Origin of the sequence: Streptomyces sp. NPDC015131, assembly GCF_043079975.1 — a bacterium.
In the GTDB taxonomy this organism is placed as follows: domain Bacteria; phylum Actinomycetota; class Actinomycetes; order Streptomycetales; family Streptomycetaceae; genus Streptomyces.
In genome coordinates, this window is record NZ_JBIBVB010000004.1 from 266,321 (window position 1) to 283,280 (window position 16,960).

16 protein-coding genes and 2 pseudogenes are annotated in these 16,960 nt (G+C 71.9%); 9 read left to right on the top strand and 9 right to left on the bottom strand.

Annotated elements, in window-relative coordinates; genetic code table 11:
* Nucleotides 1–30 precede the first annotated feature (30 nt).
* The gene (locus ACF08D_RS17185; protein WP_392223441.1) at nt 31–645 is read right to left on the bottom strand and encodes a DUF6629 family protein; all 615 of its coding nucleotides are present in this window, start codon (nt 643–645) and stop codon (nt 31–33) included.
* A gap of 48 nt (nt 646–693) precedes the next feature.
* Here ACF08D_RS17185 and ACF08D_RS17190 point away from each other — a divergent pair, with 48 nt between their 5' ends.
* From ACF08D_RS17190 to ACF08D_RS17210, 5 genes are all read left to right on the top strand, one after another.
* Nucleotides 694–1,539: a GNAT family N-acetyltransferase gene (locus ACF08D_RS17190; RefSeq protein WP_392223442.1), complete on the top strand. Its 846-nt coding sequence runs from the start codon at nt 694–696 to the stop codon at nt 1,537–1,539.
* A gap of 240 nt (nt 1,540–1,779) precedes the next feature.
* Nucleotides 1,780–2,409: a nucleotidyltransferase family protein gene (locus ACF08D_RS17195; RefSeq protein ID WP_392224087.1), complete on the top strand. Its 630-nt coding sequence runs from the start codon at nt 1,780–1,782 to the stop codon at nt 2,407–2,409.
* Nucleotides 2,406–2,660, top strand: a complete 255-nt coding sequence (locus tag ACF08D_RS17200) for a hypothetical protein (protein ID WP_392223443.1) — start codon at nt 2,406–2,408, stop codon at nt 2,658–2,660. The genes ACF08D_RS17195 and ACF08D_RS17200 overlap by 4 nt, the downstream gene beginning before the upstream one ends.
* A complete protein-coding gene (locus tag ACF08D_RS17205; protein ID WP_392223444.1) occupies nt 2,657–3,454 on the top strand; it encodes a metallophosphoesterase in 798 nt (265 codons plus the stop codon). Before ACF08D_RS17200 ends, ACF08D_RS17205 begins: the two co-directional genes overlap by 4 nt.
* Before the next feature lie 164 nt (nt 3,455–3,618).
* Nucleotides 3,619–5,277 carry a catalase gene (locus ACF08D_RS17210; protein WP_392223445.1) on the top strand — a complete coding sequence of 553 codons (1,659 nt, stop codon included), beginning with the start codon at nt 3,619–3,621 and terminating at the stop codon, nt 5,275–5,277.
* A gap of 104 nt (nt 5,278–5,381) precedes the next feature.
* On the opposite strand, the gene ACF08D_RS17215 is transcribed toward ACF08D_RS17210, so the two are convergent.
* The gene (locus ACF08D_RS17215) at nt 5,382–6,191 is read right to left on the bottom strand and encodes an SDR family oxidoreductase (protein ID WP_392223446.1); all 810 of its coding nucleotides are present in this window, start codon (nt 6,189–6,191) and stop codon (nt 5,382–5,384) included.
* A gap of 157 nt (nt 6,192–6,348) precedes the next feature.
* Between ACF08D_RS17215 and ACF08D_RS17220 the strand changes: the two genes are divergently transcribed.
* Nucleotides 6,349–7,587 (top strand): aromatic acid exporter family protein, encoded by a 1,239-nt coding sequence (locus tag ACF08D_RS17220; RefSeq protein ID WP_392223447.1) that lies wholly within the window; start codon nt 6,349–6,351, stop codon nt 7,585–7,587.
* 14 nt (nt 7,588–7,601) lie between these two features.
* Here ACF08D_RS17220 and ACF08D_RS17225 read toward each other — a convergent pair whose 3' ends face one another.
* The 3 genes from ACF08D_RS17225 to ACF08D_RS17235 all read right to left on the bottom strand — a co-directional run bounded on the left by ACF08D_RS17225 (nt 7,602) and on the right by ACF08D_RS17235 (nt 11,306).
* Entirely contained in the window at nt 7,602–9,068 is a 1,467-nt protein-coding gene (locus ACF08D_RS17225) for an aminotransferase class I/II-fold pyridoxal phosphate-dependent enzyme (protein ID WP_392223448.1), read from the bottom strand.
* 44 nt (nt 9,069–9,112) lie between these two features.
* A complete protein-coding gene (locus ACF08D_RS17230) occupies nt 9,113–9,526 on the bottom strand; it encodes an SRPBCC family protein (protein WP_392223449.1) in 414 nt (137 codons plus the stop codon).
* 271 nt (nt 9,527–9,797) lie between these two features.
* A complete protein-coding gene (locus ACF08D_RS17235) occupies nt 9,798–11,306 on the bottom strand; it encodes an MFS transporter (protein WP_392223450.1) in 1,509 nt (502 codons plus the stop codon).
* 84 nt (nt 11,307–11,390) lie between these two features.
* Between ACF08D_RS17235 and ACF08D_RS17240 the strand changes: the two genes are divergently transcribed.
* Nucleotides 11,391–12,185 (top strand): SDR family NAD(P)-dependent oxidoreductase, encoded by a 795-nt coding sequence (locus tag ACF08D_RS17240; RefSeq protein ID WP_392223451.1) that lies wholly within the window; start codon nt 11,391–11,393, stop codon nt 12,183–12,185.
* A 48-nt stretch (nt 12,186–12,233) separates the two neighbouring features.
* On the opposite strand, the pseudogene ACF08D_RS17245 reads toward ACF08D_RS17240, so the two are convergent.
* A pseudogene (locus ACF08D_RS17245) lies at nt 12,234–12,647 on the bottom strand (hypothetical protein); the annotation flags it as partial.
* A gap of 201 nt (nt 12,648–12,848) precedes the next feature.
* Between ACF08D_RS17245 and ACF08D_RS17250 the strand changes: the two are divergent.
* Together ACF08D_RS17250 and ACF08D_RS17255 are read left to right on the top strand one after the other, a co-directional pair.
* The gene (locus ACF08D_RS17250) at nt 12,849–13,136 is read left to right on the top strand and encodes a hypothetical protein (protein ID WP_392223452.1); all 288 of its coding nucleotides are present in this window, start codon (nt 12,849–12,851) and stop codon (nt 13,134–13,136) included.
* Between the two features lie 13 nt (nt 13,137–13,149).
* Nucleotides 13,150–13,371, top strand: a complete 222-nt coding sequence (locus tag ACF08D_RS17255) for a hypothetical protein (protein ID WP_392223453.1) — start codon at nt 13,150–13,152, stop codon at nt 13,369–13,371.
* Nucleotides 13,372–13,902: 531 nt separating this feature from the next.
* On the opposite strand, the pseudogene ACF08D_RS17260 reads toward ACF08D_RS17255, so the two are convergent.
* The 3 genes and pseudogenes from ACF08D_RS17260 to ACF08D_RS17270 all read right to left on the bottom strand — a co-directional run.
* Nucleotides 13,903–14,132, bottom strand: a pseudogene (locus ACF08D_RS17260) (transposase); the annotation flags it as partial.
* Nucleotides 14,133–14,269: 137 nt separating this feature from the next.
* Nucleotides 14,270–15,085: a hypothetical protein gene (locus ACF08D_RS17265; protein WP_392223454.1), complete on the bottom strand. Its 816-nt coding sequence runs from the start codon at nt 15,083–15,085 to the stop codon at nt 14,270–14,272.
* An 821-nt stretch (nt 15,086–15,906) separates the two neighbouring features.
* A complete protein-coding gene (locus tag ACF08D_RS17270; protein WP_392223455.1) occupies nt 15,907–16,947 on the bottom strand; it encodes a 2-hydroxyacid dehydrogenase in 1,041 nt (346 codons plus the stop codon).
* Nucleotides 16,948–16,960: the final 13 nt, after the last annotated feature.

Consider the following 16,960-nt stretch of genomic DNA (forward strand, 5'->3'; position numbering starts at 1 on the left):
CCGCTGCCGGCCGCCCGCCGGCCCGCCCCTCTAGGGCGTGCCCGGGCGGCGGGTCCGGGCGAGCAGGATCAGGGAGGCCACGGCCGCGAAGGCGCACCAGGTGGAGACGAACTCGGTGCGCCACAGCAGCACGCACAGCCCCGCCCCGGCGGCGATCACCGCGCCGAGCAGCCGCAGCAGCCGGTCGGCGGCGAGCAGGAGGGCGCCGACCGTGGCGAACAGGTAGCCGGCCACGATCAGCGGCGCGTACGGCAGGTCGAGTACATAGCCGATGGTGCGGCCCCGGATGTGGGCCGTGACGGGCCGGGTGGCGAGGCAGTACGCGAGCGCGGCGGCCGTCACCAGGCCGGCGGCGGCGGGGGCGGCCAGCCGGGCGCGGTCCCCCGAAGGGGTGACGAGCAGGACGCCCAGCGGCACCCACAGGGGCAGCAGCGGCAGCGCGACGACGGCCCAGGCGAGGGTCGCCGCGCCGCTGCCGCCGCCGGCGTTCCAGACGGCGGCCTCCACGATCTGGTGGGCGCCGAGCAGCAACGGCAGGGCGGCGAGCGGGAGTTCGCGGACGCTGCGGGCGCGGGCCACGCAGACGGCACCGACCGCGCCGATGACGGTGCCCGCCGCGAGATCGGCCGTGGCGCTCCAGCACATGGCCGGTAGCGTACGGGGGCAACCGTACGACGGCCGGGAGGAGATCCCTTGTCCACGTTCGAGGTGTCGCGGGCCACGCCGGAGGAGTGGGCACTGGTCGGGGGGTGGGCGGCGGCGGAGGGCTGGAACCCGGGCGCGTCGGACGCGGAGTGCTTCTTCGCCCAGGACCCGGACGGCTTCTTCCTGGGCCGGGTGGCCGGTGAGCGCGAACCGGTGTCCGCGATCTCGGTGGTCACCTACGACGACCGCTACGCCTCCCTGGGGTTCTACCTGGTCCGTCCGGACGTGCGGGGGCGGGGGTACGGGCTGGCGACCTGGCGGGCGGCGCTGGCGCACGCCGGGGACCGGACGGTGGGTCTCGACGGGGTGCCCGAGCAGCAGGACAACTACCGCCGTTCGGGGTTCGCCCTGGAGCACCGGACGGCGCGGTACGTGGGGCGGGTGGCTCCGCGCGGGCCGGGGGCGGGCGTGGTGCCGGCCGCTGAGGCGGGCCTGGCGGCGCTGGCGGCGTACGACGGCGGCTGCCACCCGGCGGACCGGCCGCGGTTCCTGGAGCGGTGGCTGACCGCGCCGGGCCACCGGGCGCTGGCGCGGGTGGTGGACGGCCGGGTGACGGGGTACGGGGTGATCCGCCCGGCGCGGGACGAGGCGCGGGTGGGCCCGCTGTTCGCCGACGGGCCCGGGGACGCGGAGGCGCTGCTGGACGCGCTGGTGGACGGCTTCGGGGCGGAGCGGATCGCCGTGGACGTACCGGAGCCGAACGCGGCGGCGGTGGCGATGGCCGTCGCGCGCGGGCTGGAGCCGTCGTTCGCGACGGCCCGGATGTACACCGGGCCGGTGCGGCCGTTCGCCCGGGAGCGGGTGTACGGCATCACCACGCTGGAGCTGGGCTGACGCGGGGCGCCGGAGAGGCCGCCCGGGAGATGCGCGCCGGCGCTCCGGCGCGGAACCGGCCGCCGGGCCGGGCGCCGGGCCATGGCGGCACCGAGCCATAAAAGGGGGCGCGCCGGGTACCCGATCGACCTCCCACAGGCCGACGAGGAGGGCTGAGCACCCGTGAGGAACCACTCGCCAGAGGCCACCCATCGCGGTGAGCCGCCCGAGACCGCCGATGTGAGCGCGCCGCCCGTCGGGCTGCGGCTGGCCGGCGGCCCCACCACCGAGGGCGACCCCGGTGGCGGTCATCCTCCGGACCGCACCCAGGCCATCCTGGAGGCCACCAAGCAGGTGGCGGCGCTGCTGAAGGGCGCCGGGCACCCGTTCGCGCTGGCCGGGAGCGTCGCGGCGTACGCGCACGGGGTGCCGCAGAGCCTCCAGCACGACACCGACTTCGCGATCCTGCGCAAGGACGCCGACGCGGTCACCGAGCTGCTGGAGGGCGCCGGGATCCAGGTGCGGGTCCCGCCGGAGGACTGGCTGATCAAGGCCCGGTGCCACGGGGAGGAGATCGACCTGATCTTCGAGCTGGCCCGGCACCCGGTGACCCCCGACCTGCTGGAGCGGGCGCACACGCTGCCGGTCGACTCGGTGCGGATGCCGGTGCTGGCGCCGACCGACCTGGTGGGCAGCCTGCTGGCCGCGTTCTCGGAGCACCACTGCGACTTCGGCGCCGTGCTGCCGATCGCCCGCACCCTGCGGGAGAAGATCGACTGGGAGCTGCTGCGCCGGGAGAGCGAGGGCTCACCGATGCCCGAGGCGTTCCTCTACCTGCTGGAGCGCCTGAACGTCATCGAACCGCCCCGAGCACGGGAGGCAACGCCATGAGCGCCGCCGACACCGCCGAGTACCGCATCGCCCATCTGCGGGACCGGCTGGCGAGCGAGGACATCGCGGAGCTGGGCGTCCGGATCGAGCAGCGCGGCACCGGAGTGGTGCTGTACGGCACGGTCGCCAGCGCCGACTGCCGGGCCGAGATCCTGCGCATCGCCCGGGAGGAGCTGGCCGGTCTGCCGCTGCACGAGGACCTGGTCGTCGTCCGGGCGGACGCCCCCGACCACCCCGAGGAGCTGTTGTGATCCGTGTAGCGGCCGTCGGTGACATCCATCTGGGCCCGGGGAGCGAGGGCACCCTGCGCCCCGCCTTCGACAGGCTGGCCGAGCAGGCGGACCTGCTGCTGCTCGCCGGTGACCTGACCCGGCACGGCACGGCCGAGGAGGGTGAGGTCGTGGCCGGCGAGGTGGCCGGTCTGGGCGTGCCCGTGGTCGCCGTCCTGGGCAACCACGACTACCAGAGCGACCAGGAGGCGGAGGTGGGCGCCGCGCTCGACCGGGCCGGGGTGACCGTCCTGGAGGGCGAGGGCACCGTCCTGAGGATCGGCGGCGTCTCGGTGGGCGTCGCGGGGACGAAGGGGTTCGGCGGCGGGTTCGCCGGGCGCAGCGGCGGTGAGTTCGGCGAGCCGGTGATGAAGGACTTCATCCGCTACACCCGGCGCTGCGCGGACGGTCTGCGGGAGTCGCTGACCATGCTGCGGGAGGCGGACTGCGCGGTGCGGATCGCCCTGACGCACTACGCGCCGGTGCCGGACACGCTCGCGGGCGAGCCGCTGGAGATCTATCCGTTCCTGGGCAGCTATCTGCTCGCGGAGGCGATCGACGAGGGCGGCGCGGACCTCGCGGTGCACGGCCATGCCCATATGGGCACCGAGCACGGCATGACCAGTGCCGGGACACGGGTGCGCAATGTCGCCCAGCCGGTGATCGGCCGGGCGTACGCGGTCTACCACCTGCCGGTGCCCGCCGGGAGCGCGGCCGGGAACGCGGCCGGGGACGGCGGCGCGAGGGCCGGGGCCGGCCGGGTGGCCGCCCACTGAGGACGCGCGCTCGCCGCGCCCGCGCGGGGCGCGGGCGGCGGGCCGGGCCGGCCGTGCGCGATTGGCACGCCCTGGCATACCTGAGGAGCGGGTAACGGGGCATACTGCGCACATAGGGCACATCACCACACAGTCGTACAAGCACAGCAGAGGAGCCGAGGATCGTGACGGACGTTTCGAGCCAGGGTCCCGCACCCGGCGACGACCGGAAGGTACTCACCAACCGGCAGGGCCACCCTGTCTACGACAACCAGAACCAGCGCACGGTCGGGGCCCGGGGCCCGGCGACGCTGGAGAACTACCAGTTCCTGGAGAAGATCAGCCACTTCGACCGGGAGCGGATCCCCGAGCGCGTGGTGCACGCGCGCGGAGTGACGGCCTACGGCTTCTTCGAGGCGTACGGCACCTGGGGCGACGAACCGATCAGCCGCTTCACCCGCGCCAAGCTGTTCCAGGAGCGCGGCAGGCGCACCGACCTCGCCGTGCGGTTCTCGACCGTGATCGGCGGCCGGGACTCCTCCGAGGCCGCCCGCGACCCGCGCGGGTTCGCGGTGAAGTTCTACACCGAGGACGGCAACTGGGACCTGGTCGGCAACAACCTGGGTGTCTTCTTCATCCGGGACGCGATCAAGTTCCCCGACGTGATCCACTCGCTCAAGCCGGACCCGGTCACCTTCGAGCAGCAGCCGCGCCGGATCTTCGACTTCATGTCGCAGACGCCGGAGTCGATGCACATGCTGGTCAACCTGTTCAGCCCGCGCGGCATCCCGGCCGACTACCGCCATATGCAGGGCTTCGGCGTCAACACCTACAAGTGGGTGAACGCCGAGGGGCGGACGGTCCTGGTCAAGTACCACTGGATGCCCAAGCAGGGCGTGCGGAGCATGACCGAGGAGGACGCGGCCAATGTGCAGGCCGAGGGCCTCGGGCACGCCACGAAGGACCTGTACGAGGCGGTCGCCCGCGGTGACCACCCCGAGTGGGAGCTGCTCGTCCAGATGATGGACGACCACGACCACCCGGAGCTGGACTTCGACCCGCTGGACGACACCAAGACCTGGCCCGAGCAGGACTTCCCGCCCAAGCCGGTCGGCCGCATGGTGCTGGACCGGATGCCGGAGAACTTCTTCGCCGAGAACGAGCAGATCTCCTTCGGCACCGGCGTCCTGGTGGACGGCCTGGACTTCTCGGACGACAAGATGCTGGTCGGCCGGACCTTCTCGTACAGCGACACCCAGCGCTACCGGGTCGGCCCGAACTACCTCCAGCTGCCGGTGAACCGGGCGAAGAACGCGGACGTGCGCACCAACCAGCGCGACGGCCTGATGACGTACCACGTCGACGGCGCCGGGGAGAACGCGGACGTCAACTACGAGCCGTCGATCCGCGGCGGGCTGCGCGAGGGCACGTACCCCACGCACGACGAGCAGGGCCCGGAGATCCGGGGCAGGCTCACCCGCAAGCGCATCCCGCGCACCAACGACTACGCGCAGGCCGGCCAGCGCTACCTGCTGATGGAGCAGTGGGAGCGGGACGACCTGGTGCGGAACTTCACCACCCTGCTGAAGCAGTGCGACCGGCCGGTGCAGGAGCGGATGGTCTGGCACTTCCTGCTCGTCGAGAACGACCTGGGCCTGCGTGTCGGCGAGGGCCTCGGCATCAGCCCGCAGGACGTCTCCCACCTCGAACCGCTGGCGAGCCAGGACCTCACCGAGGAGGACCGCAAGCGGCTGGCCAACCTCGGGGACAACCCGCCCCGGGACGTCGAGGGGCTGACCATGACGCACTGCGTGCCGAACGAGCGGCACGTGGTCACGCGCTGACCCCGCCGGGCGTCCGGCACCCCCGGGCGCCCGTGTCCCCCGCGTCCGTACGCGTACGAGGGCCCCGCCACCGACCGGCGGGGCCCTCGTCGTGCGCGCGGGCCTCAGGGGCGGCGCCAGGCGTCGCTCTCCAGGTGGGAGCCGGCCATCGGGCCCATCCGCAGCATGCCGCCGTCCACCGCCCACGAGGCGCCGGTGACGTACGAGCCGTCCTCCCCCGCCAGGAACGCGACGACCGACGCGACCTCCCGGGCGTCGCCGGGCCGGCCCAGCGGCACACCCGGCCGCCGCTGCTCGCGGACGTCCTCCGCGTCCTGGCCGGTCATCGGTGTGGCGATCTCGCCGGGGGCGACCGCGTTGACCGTGATGCCGTACTCGGCCAGCTCGAGCGCCATGACCTGGGTGAGCAGGCCCAGCCCGCCCTTGGCCGCGCAGTAGGGCGCCGCCCCGACGCGCGGCTGGTGCTCGTGCACCGACGTCACATTGACGATCCGGCCCCCGTCGCCCTGCTCGATCATGCGGCGGGCGGCGATCTGCGAGCAGAGGAACGGCCCGACCAGATCGACGTCGAGGACCTCCCGCACGGTGTCGTGGGTGATGTCCAGGAAGGGCGTGGCCGTGCCGGTGCCCGCGTTGTTCACCAGCACGTCGATCCGGCCCAGTTCGCGCGCCAGGTCGTCCACCACGTCCGCCGCCCCGGGCAGCCGGGTTAGGTCGAGGCGGGCGACGGCGGCGCGGCGGCCGTGGCCCCGGACCTCCTCGGCGGTGCGCCGCGCGCCGTCCTCGTCGGTGTGCCAGGTGATGCCGACGTCCATGCCCGCGGCCGCGAGCCGGACGGCGGTGGCGCGGCCGATGCCGGAGTCGGAGCCGGTGACGACGGCGACGGGGGTGCCCCGGTGCGCGGGCGGGTTCATCGTGCCTCCTGGGAGGGGTGGTCCGGGACGGGCCCGGGCGCGGGAGGGTGCGCTCGGGACTGTGGCGGTACCACGTGACGGGTGAGGCGAAACGGCGTACGAGGGGTTCCTGTGACTCGTGTGTGGTGAGTGACTCTTGATCGGGAACGAGAAAGGGATGCCGGACGTATCAGCACCCGTGATCAGACTGGTGCGGCGGACCACGGAACCCGTCGCGGCGCAGACCCTGCGTTCCACGGCCGCCGCCGTCATCTCCTTCGTCGTGGCCCTGACGGTCCTGCCCGCGCAGCCCGCTCCCCTGACGGCCCCGCTGACCGCGCTCCTGGTCGTGCAGGTGACCCTCTACTCGACGCTCACCACCGGGATCCGGCGGGTGAACTCGGTGGTGGTCGGCGTGCTGATCGCCATCGGCTTCACCGCGCTGGTCGGGCTGACCTGGTGGAGCCTGGGGCTGACCATCTTCACCGCGCTGATCATCGGGCGGTTCGTCCGGGTCAACGAGTTCGTGCCCGAGGTGGCGATCAGCGCGATGCTGGTCCTCGGGGTGTCCCAGGCGACGTCGGCGGCCTGGCACCGGGTCCTGGAGACGCTGATCGGGGCCGGGGTGGGGCTGCTGTTCAACCTGCTGTTCGCACCGCCGGTGTGGACGCAGTCGGCCGGGGCGTCCATCGACGGGCTGGCGCGCGGGATGGGGCGGATGTTCCGCTCGATGGGCACCGAGATCGCGGAGGGGCACATCTCCTTCCCGCACGCCGCGGCCCGGCTGCACGAGGCGCGGCAGCTGGACCACGACATCGTGGAGGTGGACGCCTCGCTGCGGCAGGCCGAGGAGAGCCTGATGATGAACCCGCGGGTGCGGGAGGGGCTGCTGTCCCGGGTGGTGCTCCGGACCGGGTTGGACACCCTGGAGATCTGCGCGGTGGTCCTGCGGGTGCTGACCCGGAGCCTGACGGACCTGGCGAAGTTCCGCACCGAGGAGTCCCTGTTCCCGGCCGATGTGTCGGCGGAGCTCGAGGAGCTGTTCGCGCAGATGGCGGACGCCATCGAGAGCTTCGCCCGGCTGATCACCACGGAGGCGTCCGCCAACGCCGAGCACGCCGAGGAGCGGCTCACCCACGCCCTCGCCGCCAGCCGGGTGACCCGTGACCGGGTGGCCGACCTGCTGCTGGAGGACGTCCAGGAGCACCCGCGCCAGTGGCAGCTGCACGGCGCGCTGCTCGCCGAGATCGACCGGATCCTGGACGAGCTGGACCTCGACAAGCGCAGTGAGCGGCTGATGCAGGAGCTGGACCGGCGCTCCGCGGAGCTGAGCGAGCGCCACCCCCGGCTCGCCGCGCTCCGCCGCCGGCTGACCGGCGCGGGAGGCGCCGAGCGGCGCCCCGGCGTGGAGACCTGAGCCCCGGGCGGGCCTCAGTCCTCCAGGCTCACCCGGACGGTGCGCACCTCGGTGTCGACGGCGTCCGGGACGACCATCCCGGCGTCGACCCCGCTGCGCAGGTAGTCCAGCACCTCGGTGGTGAGCCGCTCGCCGGGCAGGACGGCGGGGATGCCGGGCGGGTACGGGGTGAGCATCTCGGCGCTGACCCGGCCGGCGGCCTTCTCGCACGGCACCTGCTCGGTCCGGCCGAAGAACGCGTCGCGGGGCAGCAGGACCTGCTCCAGCCGGAGGCCGGCCGGGTCGGGCACCTCCACCTCGGGGGCGGGCCGCAGCTCGGCCGCGTGGCCGGCGGCGTCCCGCAGGGCGGCGACCAGCGCGTCGGCGGTGTGCTCGTCGTCCGCGTGGGTGAGCTGGGCGCTGGTGCGGCGGTGGTCGGACAGGTGCAGGTTGATCCGGTGGTGCTCGCGGATCCAGTCGGCGATCCGGTAGCCGGTCGTGCCGAGTCCGGTGATGTCGACGATCACCTGGAGCGGGTCGAGGTCGGCCGCCCGGCCGGGCCCGCAGAAGTCGTCCCGGCCGTGCACGTGCAGCCCGTCGATGCCGGCGATCCGCGCCCGTACCGACGAGGCGAGGTCCAGGGCTCCGTCGTACAGCGCGCGGCCGTGCTGGACCATCTGCCGGCGCCAGCCGTCGAGCGCGGCGTACAGGAGCACCGAGGGGCTGGTGGTGCCCAGCAGGTCCTCGCGGTTCTTCAGCACCTCGGGGCGGACCAGGTCGCCCTGGAGGTGGAAGACGGAGCCCTGTTCGAGCCCGGAGCCCATCTTGTGGACGGAGGTGACGCAGACGTCGGCGCCGGCGTCCATCGCCCAGGTGGGCAGGTCCGGGTGGAAGGGCAGATGGGCGCCCCACGCCTCGTCGACGACGAGCGGGACGCCGTGCCGGTGGCAGGTCTCGGCGATGGCCGGCAGGTCCGAGCAGGTGCCGTACGGGGTGGGGGTGGTCACCAGGGCGCCACGGGCGTCCGGGTGCTCGGCGAAGGCGGCGCGGAACGCCTCGGCGGTCGGCGGGTGGGCGAGGTGCCGCTCGGCGTCCCACTGGGGGTCGACCCAGACCGGCACGATGCCGGCCAGGACCAGGCCGGACACGACGGACTTGTGGGCGTCCCGTCCCACCAGGAGCTTCTCGTGCGGGCCGGCCACCGACAGCATGGCGGCCTTCACCGACAGGGAGCTGCCGCAGGTGGAGAAGAAGGTGTGCTCCGCGCCGACGGCGTCGGCCATCAGCTCCTGGGCCCGGGCGAGGACGCCGTGCGAGGAGGTCCGGTCGTCCAGGCCGCTGATCGCGAGCACGTCCGAGCGGAAGACGGCGTCCCCGAGGACCGCGCGGACCCGGGGGTCGGCCCCCCGGCCCTGTTTGTGGCCGGGCGGGGTGAAGGGCGTCTGGTTCTCGGTGTGGTACGCGGCGAGGGCGTCGAGCACGGGTGCCTGTGAGTGGTCCATGGCACCCCCGTGCCCCGCGTACCGGGACGAAAACGGCGCGGCGCTCAGCCCGCGGCGTTGTCGACGCGGGTGCGGACCTGCTCCTCCAGGCGGGCGAGGCTGCGGTCCAGGGCGTCGTTCACGGGCTTCTCGCCCGGGTCGTGGCTCTCGTCGAAGAAGGACAGGTGCACGGTCACCTCGCTGGTGCCGCCGCCGATCCCGGCGACCTGGAGCCATCCGGCGTAGCTCCCCTGCTCCCGGGTGCCCCATTCGAGGCGCATCTGCTCCTTCCGGGCGCGCAGCAGGGCGCTGGTGTCCTCGTCGGTGCGGTCCTCGTGCACGGTGACGGCGGGCAGCTCCCCGGCGTGGACGTGGAGTTCCTCGGGGAGCCAGTGGTCGAGCTGGTCGACGTTGGCGGCCTGGTCGAAGACGTGCTCGGGCAGCGCCGGCATGGTGCGGGAACGCTCGTACTCGGTCATCGCTCCACCGTTCCTCGGTCGGGGTCGGCTCGGGCTCTTCCCGGGGACGGGTGCCCGGCCTGCCGGAACTGAAGCCGGGTGGCCGTGGGACGGGGTGGGGGCACAAAAGAAGCCCCGGCTGGACGGGGGAACCAGCCGGGGCAGTGTGTGGCGGTCGTGAAGACGTCTTCACAACCGACTGCGTGAACGATAAACCATCGAGTGCCGTTCGATCCAATCGGCAGCCCGTTCGACGCCCGCGGAGCTTCACCCCGCCCGGGGCGCCGGCCTGCTAGCGGGAGGGCGCGGCGGCGGGACCGCCCGGTGACGCCTCCCCCATGGCCGCCTGCGCCGACAGCGGGGTCGCGATGTCCTCCAGCGACTTCCGCTCGGCGGCCACCGCGAAGAACAGCGCCACCAGCCCGCCCAGCACCATCAGCGTGGCGCCGATGCAGAACGCCAGCACCGTGTCGGAGACCACGCCGCTCTCGGTGAGACCGGCGAAGATCAGCGGGCCGGAGATGCCGCCGGCGGCCGTACCGATGGCGTAGAAGAAGGCGATGGCCATGGCGCGGGTCTCCATCGGGAAGATCTCGCTGACCGTGAGGTACGCGGAGCTGGCCCCCGCCGACGCGAAGAACAGCACCACGCACCAGCTGACCGTCATGGTGGTGGCCGTCAGCCAGCCGTTGGAGAACATCCAGGCCGTGACGAACAGCAGGACCCCGGACAGGATGTACGTGCCGGCGATCATCGGGCGGCGGCCCCAGGTGTCGAACAGGCGGCCGAGGAGCAGCGGGCCCATGAAGTTGCCCAGCGCGATCACCGCGAAGTAGTAGCCGGTCGACCCGGTGCCCACGTCGAAGAAGGTCACCAGGATCGCGCCGAAGCCGAAGGTGATGGCGTTGTAGAGGAACGCCTGCCCGATGAAGAGCGCCAGGCCCAGCACCGCCCGGCGCGGGTAGGCGCGGAACAGGGTGCGGCCGATCTCGATGAAGCCGACGCTGTGCCGCTGCTTGATGGTGATGGCCCGGTCCGGCTCGGGCAGCGGGCGGCCCTTCTCCGCCTCCACCTGCCGCTCCACGTCCGCGACCAGCTCCTCGGCGCCCTCCTCCCGGCCGTGGATGAACATCCACCGGGGGCTCTCCGGGACGTGCCGCCGCACCAGCAGGATCACCAGGCCGAGGACCACGCCGAGGGCGAAGGAGACCCGCCAGCCGATGTCCTTGGGCAGGATGTCGGTGTCGAGGAGCACCACGGACAGCAGCGCGCCGCCCATGGCGCCCAGCCAGAAGCTGCCGTTGATGATGAGGTCCACCCGGCCGCGGTACTTGCTGGGGATCAGCTCGTCGATGGCCGAGTTGATGGCGGCGTACTCACCGCCGATGCCGAAGCCGGTCAGGAACCGGAAGACGAAGAACCACCAGGACGAGAAGGACAGCGCCGTCAGCGCGGTCGCGGCGAGGTACACCGCGAGGGTGATCAGGAACAGCTTCTTGCGACCGTAGCGGTCGGTCAGCCAGCCGAAGAACAGCGCGCCCGAGCAGGCCCCGGCCACGTACAGCGCCGCGGCGATGCCGGTGACCTGGGCGCTGCTGATGGCGAGGCCGCTGCCCTCCTCGGAGAGCCGCCCGGCCATGCTGCCGACGATGGTGACTTCCAGGCCGTCCAGGATCCAGACGGTCCCGAGACCGATGACGATCATCCAGTGCCAGCGCGACCACGGCAGTCTGTCCAGTCGCGCGGGGACCTTGGTCGTCACGGTCCCGTCCGACGCTTGCCCGAGCTGCGGCTCACTCATGGGTCACCTCCGAGGCGTAAACAGCGCGCGGGTACCCCTTGATCAATCCGGTGAAACGGCGCCGTCCGGTGGTACCCGGGGCGCATGGACACGAGGAAGCCCCTGGCCGTGGTGACCGGCGCCTCCAGCGGGATCGGGCGGGAACTGGCACGGGTGTTCGCCGAGCACGGTTACGACCTGGTCGTCTGCGCCGAGGACGCGGGCCTCGCGGAGGCCGCCGGGGCGCTGCGCGGGCGCGGCGGGGCCGCCGTGGAGGCGGTCCGCGCCGACCTGGCCACCTATGACGGGGTGGAGCAGCTGTACGCGGCGGTCCGCGCCGACGGCCGGCCGGTCGCCGCCGCGGCGCTGAACGCGGGCGTGGGCCGGGGCGGGGCGTTCCTCGCCACCGACCTCGGTGACCACGCGCGCGTGGTGGACCTCAATGTCACCTCGACGGTGCATCTGGCGCACCGGCTGCTGCGCGACATGGCCGGACAGGGCTCGGGGCGGCTGCTGATCACCTCGTCGGTGGCCGCGATGGCGCCGGGCGCGTACCAGTCCGTCTACAACGCCTCGAAGTCGTTCCTCCAGTCCTTCGCGCAGGCGCTGCGGGAGGAGCTGCGCGGCACCGGGGTGACGGTGACGGCGCTGATGCCGGGCGCCACCGAGACGGCCTTCTTCCGGCGGGCGGGCCTGGCCGGCACCCGGATCGGCCGGATGGCGAAGGACGACCCCGCGACGGTGGCCGAAGACGCCTTCGCCGCGCTGGTCCGGGGCCGGGCCCGGGTGGTCGCGGGATCGCCGCGCACGAAGGCGATGAGCGCGGTGGCCGCGGTGCTGCCCGACCGCATCAAGGCGGCCGGGCAGCGGTACCTGTCGACACCGCCGCGGTCACGCTAGGAGCTGTCCGGACGATCAATTCCAGGGCGGCGACGAAAGAGTACGGCGCCGACCGGGGCGGCAGAGGCTCTCGCCTCGCCGGATGCGTCCGTTGATCTGGTCGGTCCACTCCGGGATGGTCGCGGCGAAGCCGAGTGCTTCGCCTTGCCAGGCCCCCCTTCTCGGGCCCCGGCCGCGTGTTGATGGGCCCGGACCGCGGTCGAGTCGACGCAGAGGATCGTCCCGGCGACCTGCCCGACAGGGTTTGAGTGCTGCTGGACATGGGCCAGGAGTCGGTCCCAGGTGCCATCGGCGGACCAGCGCCGGAAGCGTTCGTAGACCGTCTTCCACGAGATCCCGCGACCCGGCGCCGGTCCCGAACGGGCCGACCCATCCGGTCGGCGCCGGCATCGGAACGATCAACGCCCACGATCCAGTCAGTTCATGTCGACGCACCACGAACGGAGTAACGACCGAACGCATTTCCGGACACGACCTAGGCCTCCGGTGCTCGCATTCCGTCATCTCCCTCAGTCCGGCCGCGACGAGGCGCGTACAGCCAACTGAGGAAACGCCCTAGTCCACGTGCGTGATCTCGACAGTCATCGCCCACGGCAGGTGACGATGCGGGTTAGACATGGAGAGGAGAATCACGAATCCGCCGCCACGAAAGGTCGATGAAGAATGGGAACTGTAGCGGAAGTATTTTCCTGGAGACAGCTTCTATGGGACGAGGAAGTGGGTGTCTGGATGCAGGGATATGGGGAGAACGAGTACGTCAACTTCAGCATCACCTGCCGCCTGGCCAGCAACGTCCCTCCAGCGGCGGTGGATGTGAAGGCGCAAATGAACCTAGGAACTGTGGGGCCGCACCCCGGCAACGTGTGGGGCCGCACAGTCTGGGTCAAGAACATGTCGGTAGGGCCGCAGCCGTTCATCTCGGTCAAGCTCCACCGGTTCCGGCAATCCTGAGACAGGAGTAGGAATGCGCGAGACGACTGCGTATGTATGGCACGACCGTGACGGGCGGATCTTTGCCGTGGGACAGCCAAACGAATCTGCGGAAGAGAAAATCGTTCCGCTGGTATCAAAAGAATCTCACGGCGTGGTGGAGGTAAGAGTTTCGGACGATCAGCTCGACACGCTTGCATTCACCCACAAGGTAGATATGGAAACGCGAAGTCTGATCGCTTTCGAGGCTTACTAGCTTCGACCTTCCGCGACGGGCCGTCGGATGATCAGGCAGTCAGTCAATTCGCGCTCGCAGCACCTGTGTCAGGTGCCCGAACCAAAACCGTTCGACTCCTGAGCCGGGCAAACGCCCAGCATGGTTTGCGGGCTCCGAGTTGCTTGTGTTCGGCGATGCTTTCAGGGCGTCTGGTTGATTTACCCACCTCGTACGGGTGGCAGGTCGCCGGTTCTTCGAGCCGAGTGGGTGACCTGAGCCGGGGGTTGAGGGTTTGGGCGCACGGGCCGGGCTGTGCAGGGCTCCTGACCCTCCGGCGGTCGCGGGCCGGGGTGAGACGGGCGGGTTCAGCCGGTTTCCCCTACGGGCGGCGGAGATAGGCGGCGGCGCGGGTGAGCCTCAGCTGGGTATGCGCTGCGATTCCCTTGCCGTGCCTCGGCGGCCGCCCGCCCTAGGGGTAGGCGCGAGGATGTGCTCCTTGAGCGTGGGCGTCATAGCCGGCGTCGAAGACGACCGGGATGTCGTTGTCCCAGCCGAATGGCGTCCCGAGCATCCGTGGACGTGACAGAACAGACGATCGGGGCTGGTCGGCGCGTCGGGCCGCAGCCACGCGGGAGACATCGACGGCCAGGACCAGGCGCCCGTCCGCGGCCCTGGGCTGCGCCGGCGAGGTCACCGGGCCGTCCTCGCACAGCATCGTTTGTGAGCTCGAACAGCGCGTCACCGCGCCGCGTCAGACACGCGAACAGGTCGAACACCTCGAGTTGGGCATCGTGGTGCAGCTGACTCACCCCTGCGGCTTTCGTAAGAGTCAGTCCGGTTCCCTGACGGAACGAATGCTCATGCCGAGGTCCTGCGAATGCCCAGGCGAGTGAACTCGTTCGACGCATCGTTCGATAGTGAAGGACAGAGGTCGGGCTCAGGTCGCTGCGGGGGTGTGGCGCGCTGCTACGACATGGGCCATCGTCCGAAGTCGCGTGAAGTAGGAGACGCAGTACTCTTCGTTGGCCAGGGCCAGGATCTTGTCGAGGTCGGCGATGCAGCCCCAGAGGCAGGCGATGCCGCTGTCGTCGAGTCCGCCGTTCAGCTCCCTGTGTATGAGACCTGCGGTGTCGGCATCCAGGAGGACCAGATCCACGCCGTCGACGTCCACGCCGCGGAAGCCGTCGGGGAACAGCGCGCGCAGGTGGTCCTCCCACAGTCGGGCCAGTCCGCTTTCGGGTCGTGCTCCGCCCGTGTCGGAGGCCGGCGCCTGTGCCTCGGCCGGTGGGTGAAGGAGCAGGGAGACGGCATCAAAGACGGCACGCACCATGGCGAGGGCCCGGAGCGGGCCGAGGGCGGCACTTGACGAGGAGCCCTGCACGAGCCTCTCGCGGAGCCGTTGGCTCTGGTGGAGTTCGGCGGCGAGTGCGGCTGTGATGAGACCGGCGCCAGCGGCCCGCTCGATCAGGTCGTGAAGCGGTTCGTTCGTGGCCAGACGCTCTGCGAGGACGTGCTCCAGGGCGAACAGGGAGTGCGTGACGGCGACGGTGGCGAACTCGTACCGATAGTACGAGTGCCGGATGAGCTCGCGGGACGTTTCCATGGCACTCATGACGTACATGGATGCGCCACCGGGCAGGACCAAGTCGGCAACCAGAGCGTGCATGCCCGCATAGTTGCGAACAAGGTCGCGGGCACGTGGGTCCGGTACCGGCAGAGGCAGCGGTCCGGGCAGCGGCGGCAAGGTGCTCACCCGTGCAGTCTTGTTGTTGGTAGGCCACCGGTGCCAGCGGTTTTGCACGGAGCGGTACGGCGCACTCAACCAGGCAGGAGCTACGTCGCCCGGCTTCATCGGGCCCTGGCCAAGGTGCCGTTGGTCCGCCCGCGCCCGCTGCCTGACCTGGACGCGTCCGCCCCGAGCTGCCAAGGACGCTGGCAGCGAGTGAGACGCACCGCAGCCGACGTCGCAGCGACGCTTCGCACCCGAGGGTGCGTCGAGCCCGGCCTGCTCCCGCCCGGCCTGCTTTCGCCCTGCCTGCTGCTGGCTCCCAGCAGGTCCCGGATCTGGACACCGTCGTCGTCGCCGTGGCCGGCGGGGGGCTTGTTCGCCGGTGTCACCGCCGCCACTCAGCACCACGGCATCCGCGCCGTGGCCGTCGAGCCGACGAACTGCCGCATCTTCAGCGGGCGACCGGACGGAGGGGTATCGACACGCTCGCTCGTATTCCACTTGGTCAAGGAGGTTCCCCTCACCAGAGTCGAAGGTGCGTGCGGTGCCGCACTCCGTGTTCACACGGAGCGCCTGAGTCGTGCGCCGCCCGACAGCAGTTGGGCAGGTCAGTCAGCCGACCGGTTTTGCTCCTGCCGGGTGCCGGCCAGGCGGTTCGGTCGGCGGCGACATCGACGGAATGCGGGCCTTCGCCCGGGCTTGCCCCGGCACGCTCATCGGCGACCGGTCCGTCATCGAGCGCTGCTGCAATCGGCTCGAGCAGAACCGGGCCCTGGCCGCCCGCCACGACAAACGCGCCGGCCACTGCCAAGCCGCTGCGGCTCCCATGGCTTTCCGGACACGACCTAGCCGAGGACCTCCGGGTTGGCGCAGTGGGCCAGGGGCTCGCCGCGCAGGAAGCGGGCCGCCTCGCCCGCCACGATGCGGGCCGCCTTGTGCGCCACCTCCCTGCTGGCGCCCGCGATGTGCGGGGTGAGCACCACACCGGGGGTGGACAGCAGCCGGGCGCCGGCCGGGACGGGCTCGGTGGGGTACACGTCGAACCCGGCGCCCGCGAGGTGGCCCGTGTCGAGGGCGTCGCACACGGCGTCGTAGTCGACCAGCGCCCCGCGCGCGCAGTTGACGAGCACCGAGCCCCGGGGCATGGCCGCGATCCGGTCGGCGTCCATCATGCCGGTGGTCTCGTCCGTCACGCGCGCGTGCAGGGAGACGATCCGGGAGCGGCCCAGCAGCTCGTCCAGCGGGACGAGTTCGGCGACACCGGCCACCGCTTCGGGCCGGACGTACGGGTCGTGGACCAGGACCGTGGCGCCCATGGCGACCAGGACGCGCGCCACCCGCGAGCCGATGGCGCCGAAGCCGACCAGCCCGATCACCGAGCCGTCGATCTCGATGCCGCACCGGTCGTAGTCGTAGTAGTCGCCGCGCCAGGTGGCGTGCCGGAGGTCGGTGTGGACGTCCCCGATGCCGCGCGCGGCGGCGAGGATCAGGGCGACGGTGTGCTCGGCGGTGGCGACGGCGTTGCGGCCGGGGGCGTAGCTGACGGCGACGCCGTGCCGGGTGGCGGCCTCCAGGTTGGTGTTGACCGGGCCGCCCCGGCTGACGCAGAACAGCTCCAGGCCGGGACAGGCGGCGAGGATCCGCTCGGTGAGGGGCGCCAGCTGGGTGAGGCAGATCCGGGCGCCGCGCAGCGCGTCGATGATCTCGTCCTCGGTGCCGGACGCCTCGTCGACCTCGGCGACCTTCCCGAAGGGGGTGTGCGGCCAGGGCAGCCGCAGCTCCGTCACGTCCAGGGCGGTCCCTTCCGGTACGGCGGCGCGCAGCTCGCGGTGGAGCAGCCCGGGCAGGACGAAGTGGTCGCCGGCGGCGAGGACGGTGGTGGTCACGGTGGTGCTCCCG

Bases quoted from the DNA above. Each gene is read 5' to 3' on its own strand.
- ACF08D_RS17185 (WP_392223441.1), bottom strand. From the start codon at position 645: ATGTGCTGGAGCGCCACGGCCGATCTCGCGGCGGGCACCGTCATCGGC.
- ACF08D_RS17200 (WP_392223443.1), top strand. From the start codon at position 2,406: ATGAGCGCCGCCGACACCGCCGAGTACCGCATCGCCCATCTGCGGGAC.
- ACF08D_RS17215 (WP_392223446.1), bottom strand. From the start codon at position 6,191: ATGAACCCGCCCGCGCACCGGGGCACCCCCGTCGCCGTCGTCACCGGC.
- ACF08D_RS17220 (WP_392223447.1), top strand. From the start codon at position 6,349: ATGCCGGACGTATCAGCACCCGTGATCAGACTGGTGCGGCGGACCACG.
- ACF08D_RS17225 (WP_392223448.1), bottom strand. From the start codon at position 9,068: ATGGACCACTCACAGGCACCCGTGCTCGACGCCCTCGCCGCGTACCAC.
- ACF08D_RS17230 (WP_392223449.1), bottom strand. From the start codon at position 9,526: ATGACCGAGTACGAGCGTTCCCGCACCATGCCGGCGCTGCCCGAGCAC.
- ACF08D_RS17235 (WP_392223450.1), bottom strand. From the start codon at position 11,306: ATGAGTGAGCCGCAGCTCGGGCAAGCGTCGGACGGGACCGTGACGACC.
- ACF08D_RS17240 (WP_392223451.1), top strand. From the start codon at position 11,391: ATGGACACGAGGAAGCCCCTGGCCGTGGTGACCGGCGCCTCCAGCGGG.
- ACF08D_RS17250 (WP_392223452.1), top strand. From the start codon at position 12,849: ATGGGAACTGTAGCGGAAGTATTTTCCTGGAGACAGCTTCTATGGGAC.
- ACF08D_RS17255 (WP_392223453.1), top strand. From the start codon at position 13,150: ATGCGCGAGACGACTGCGTATGTATGGCACGACCGTGACGGGCGGATC.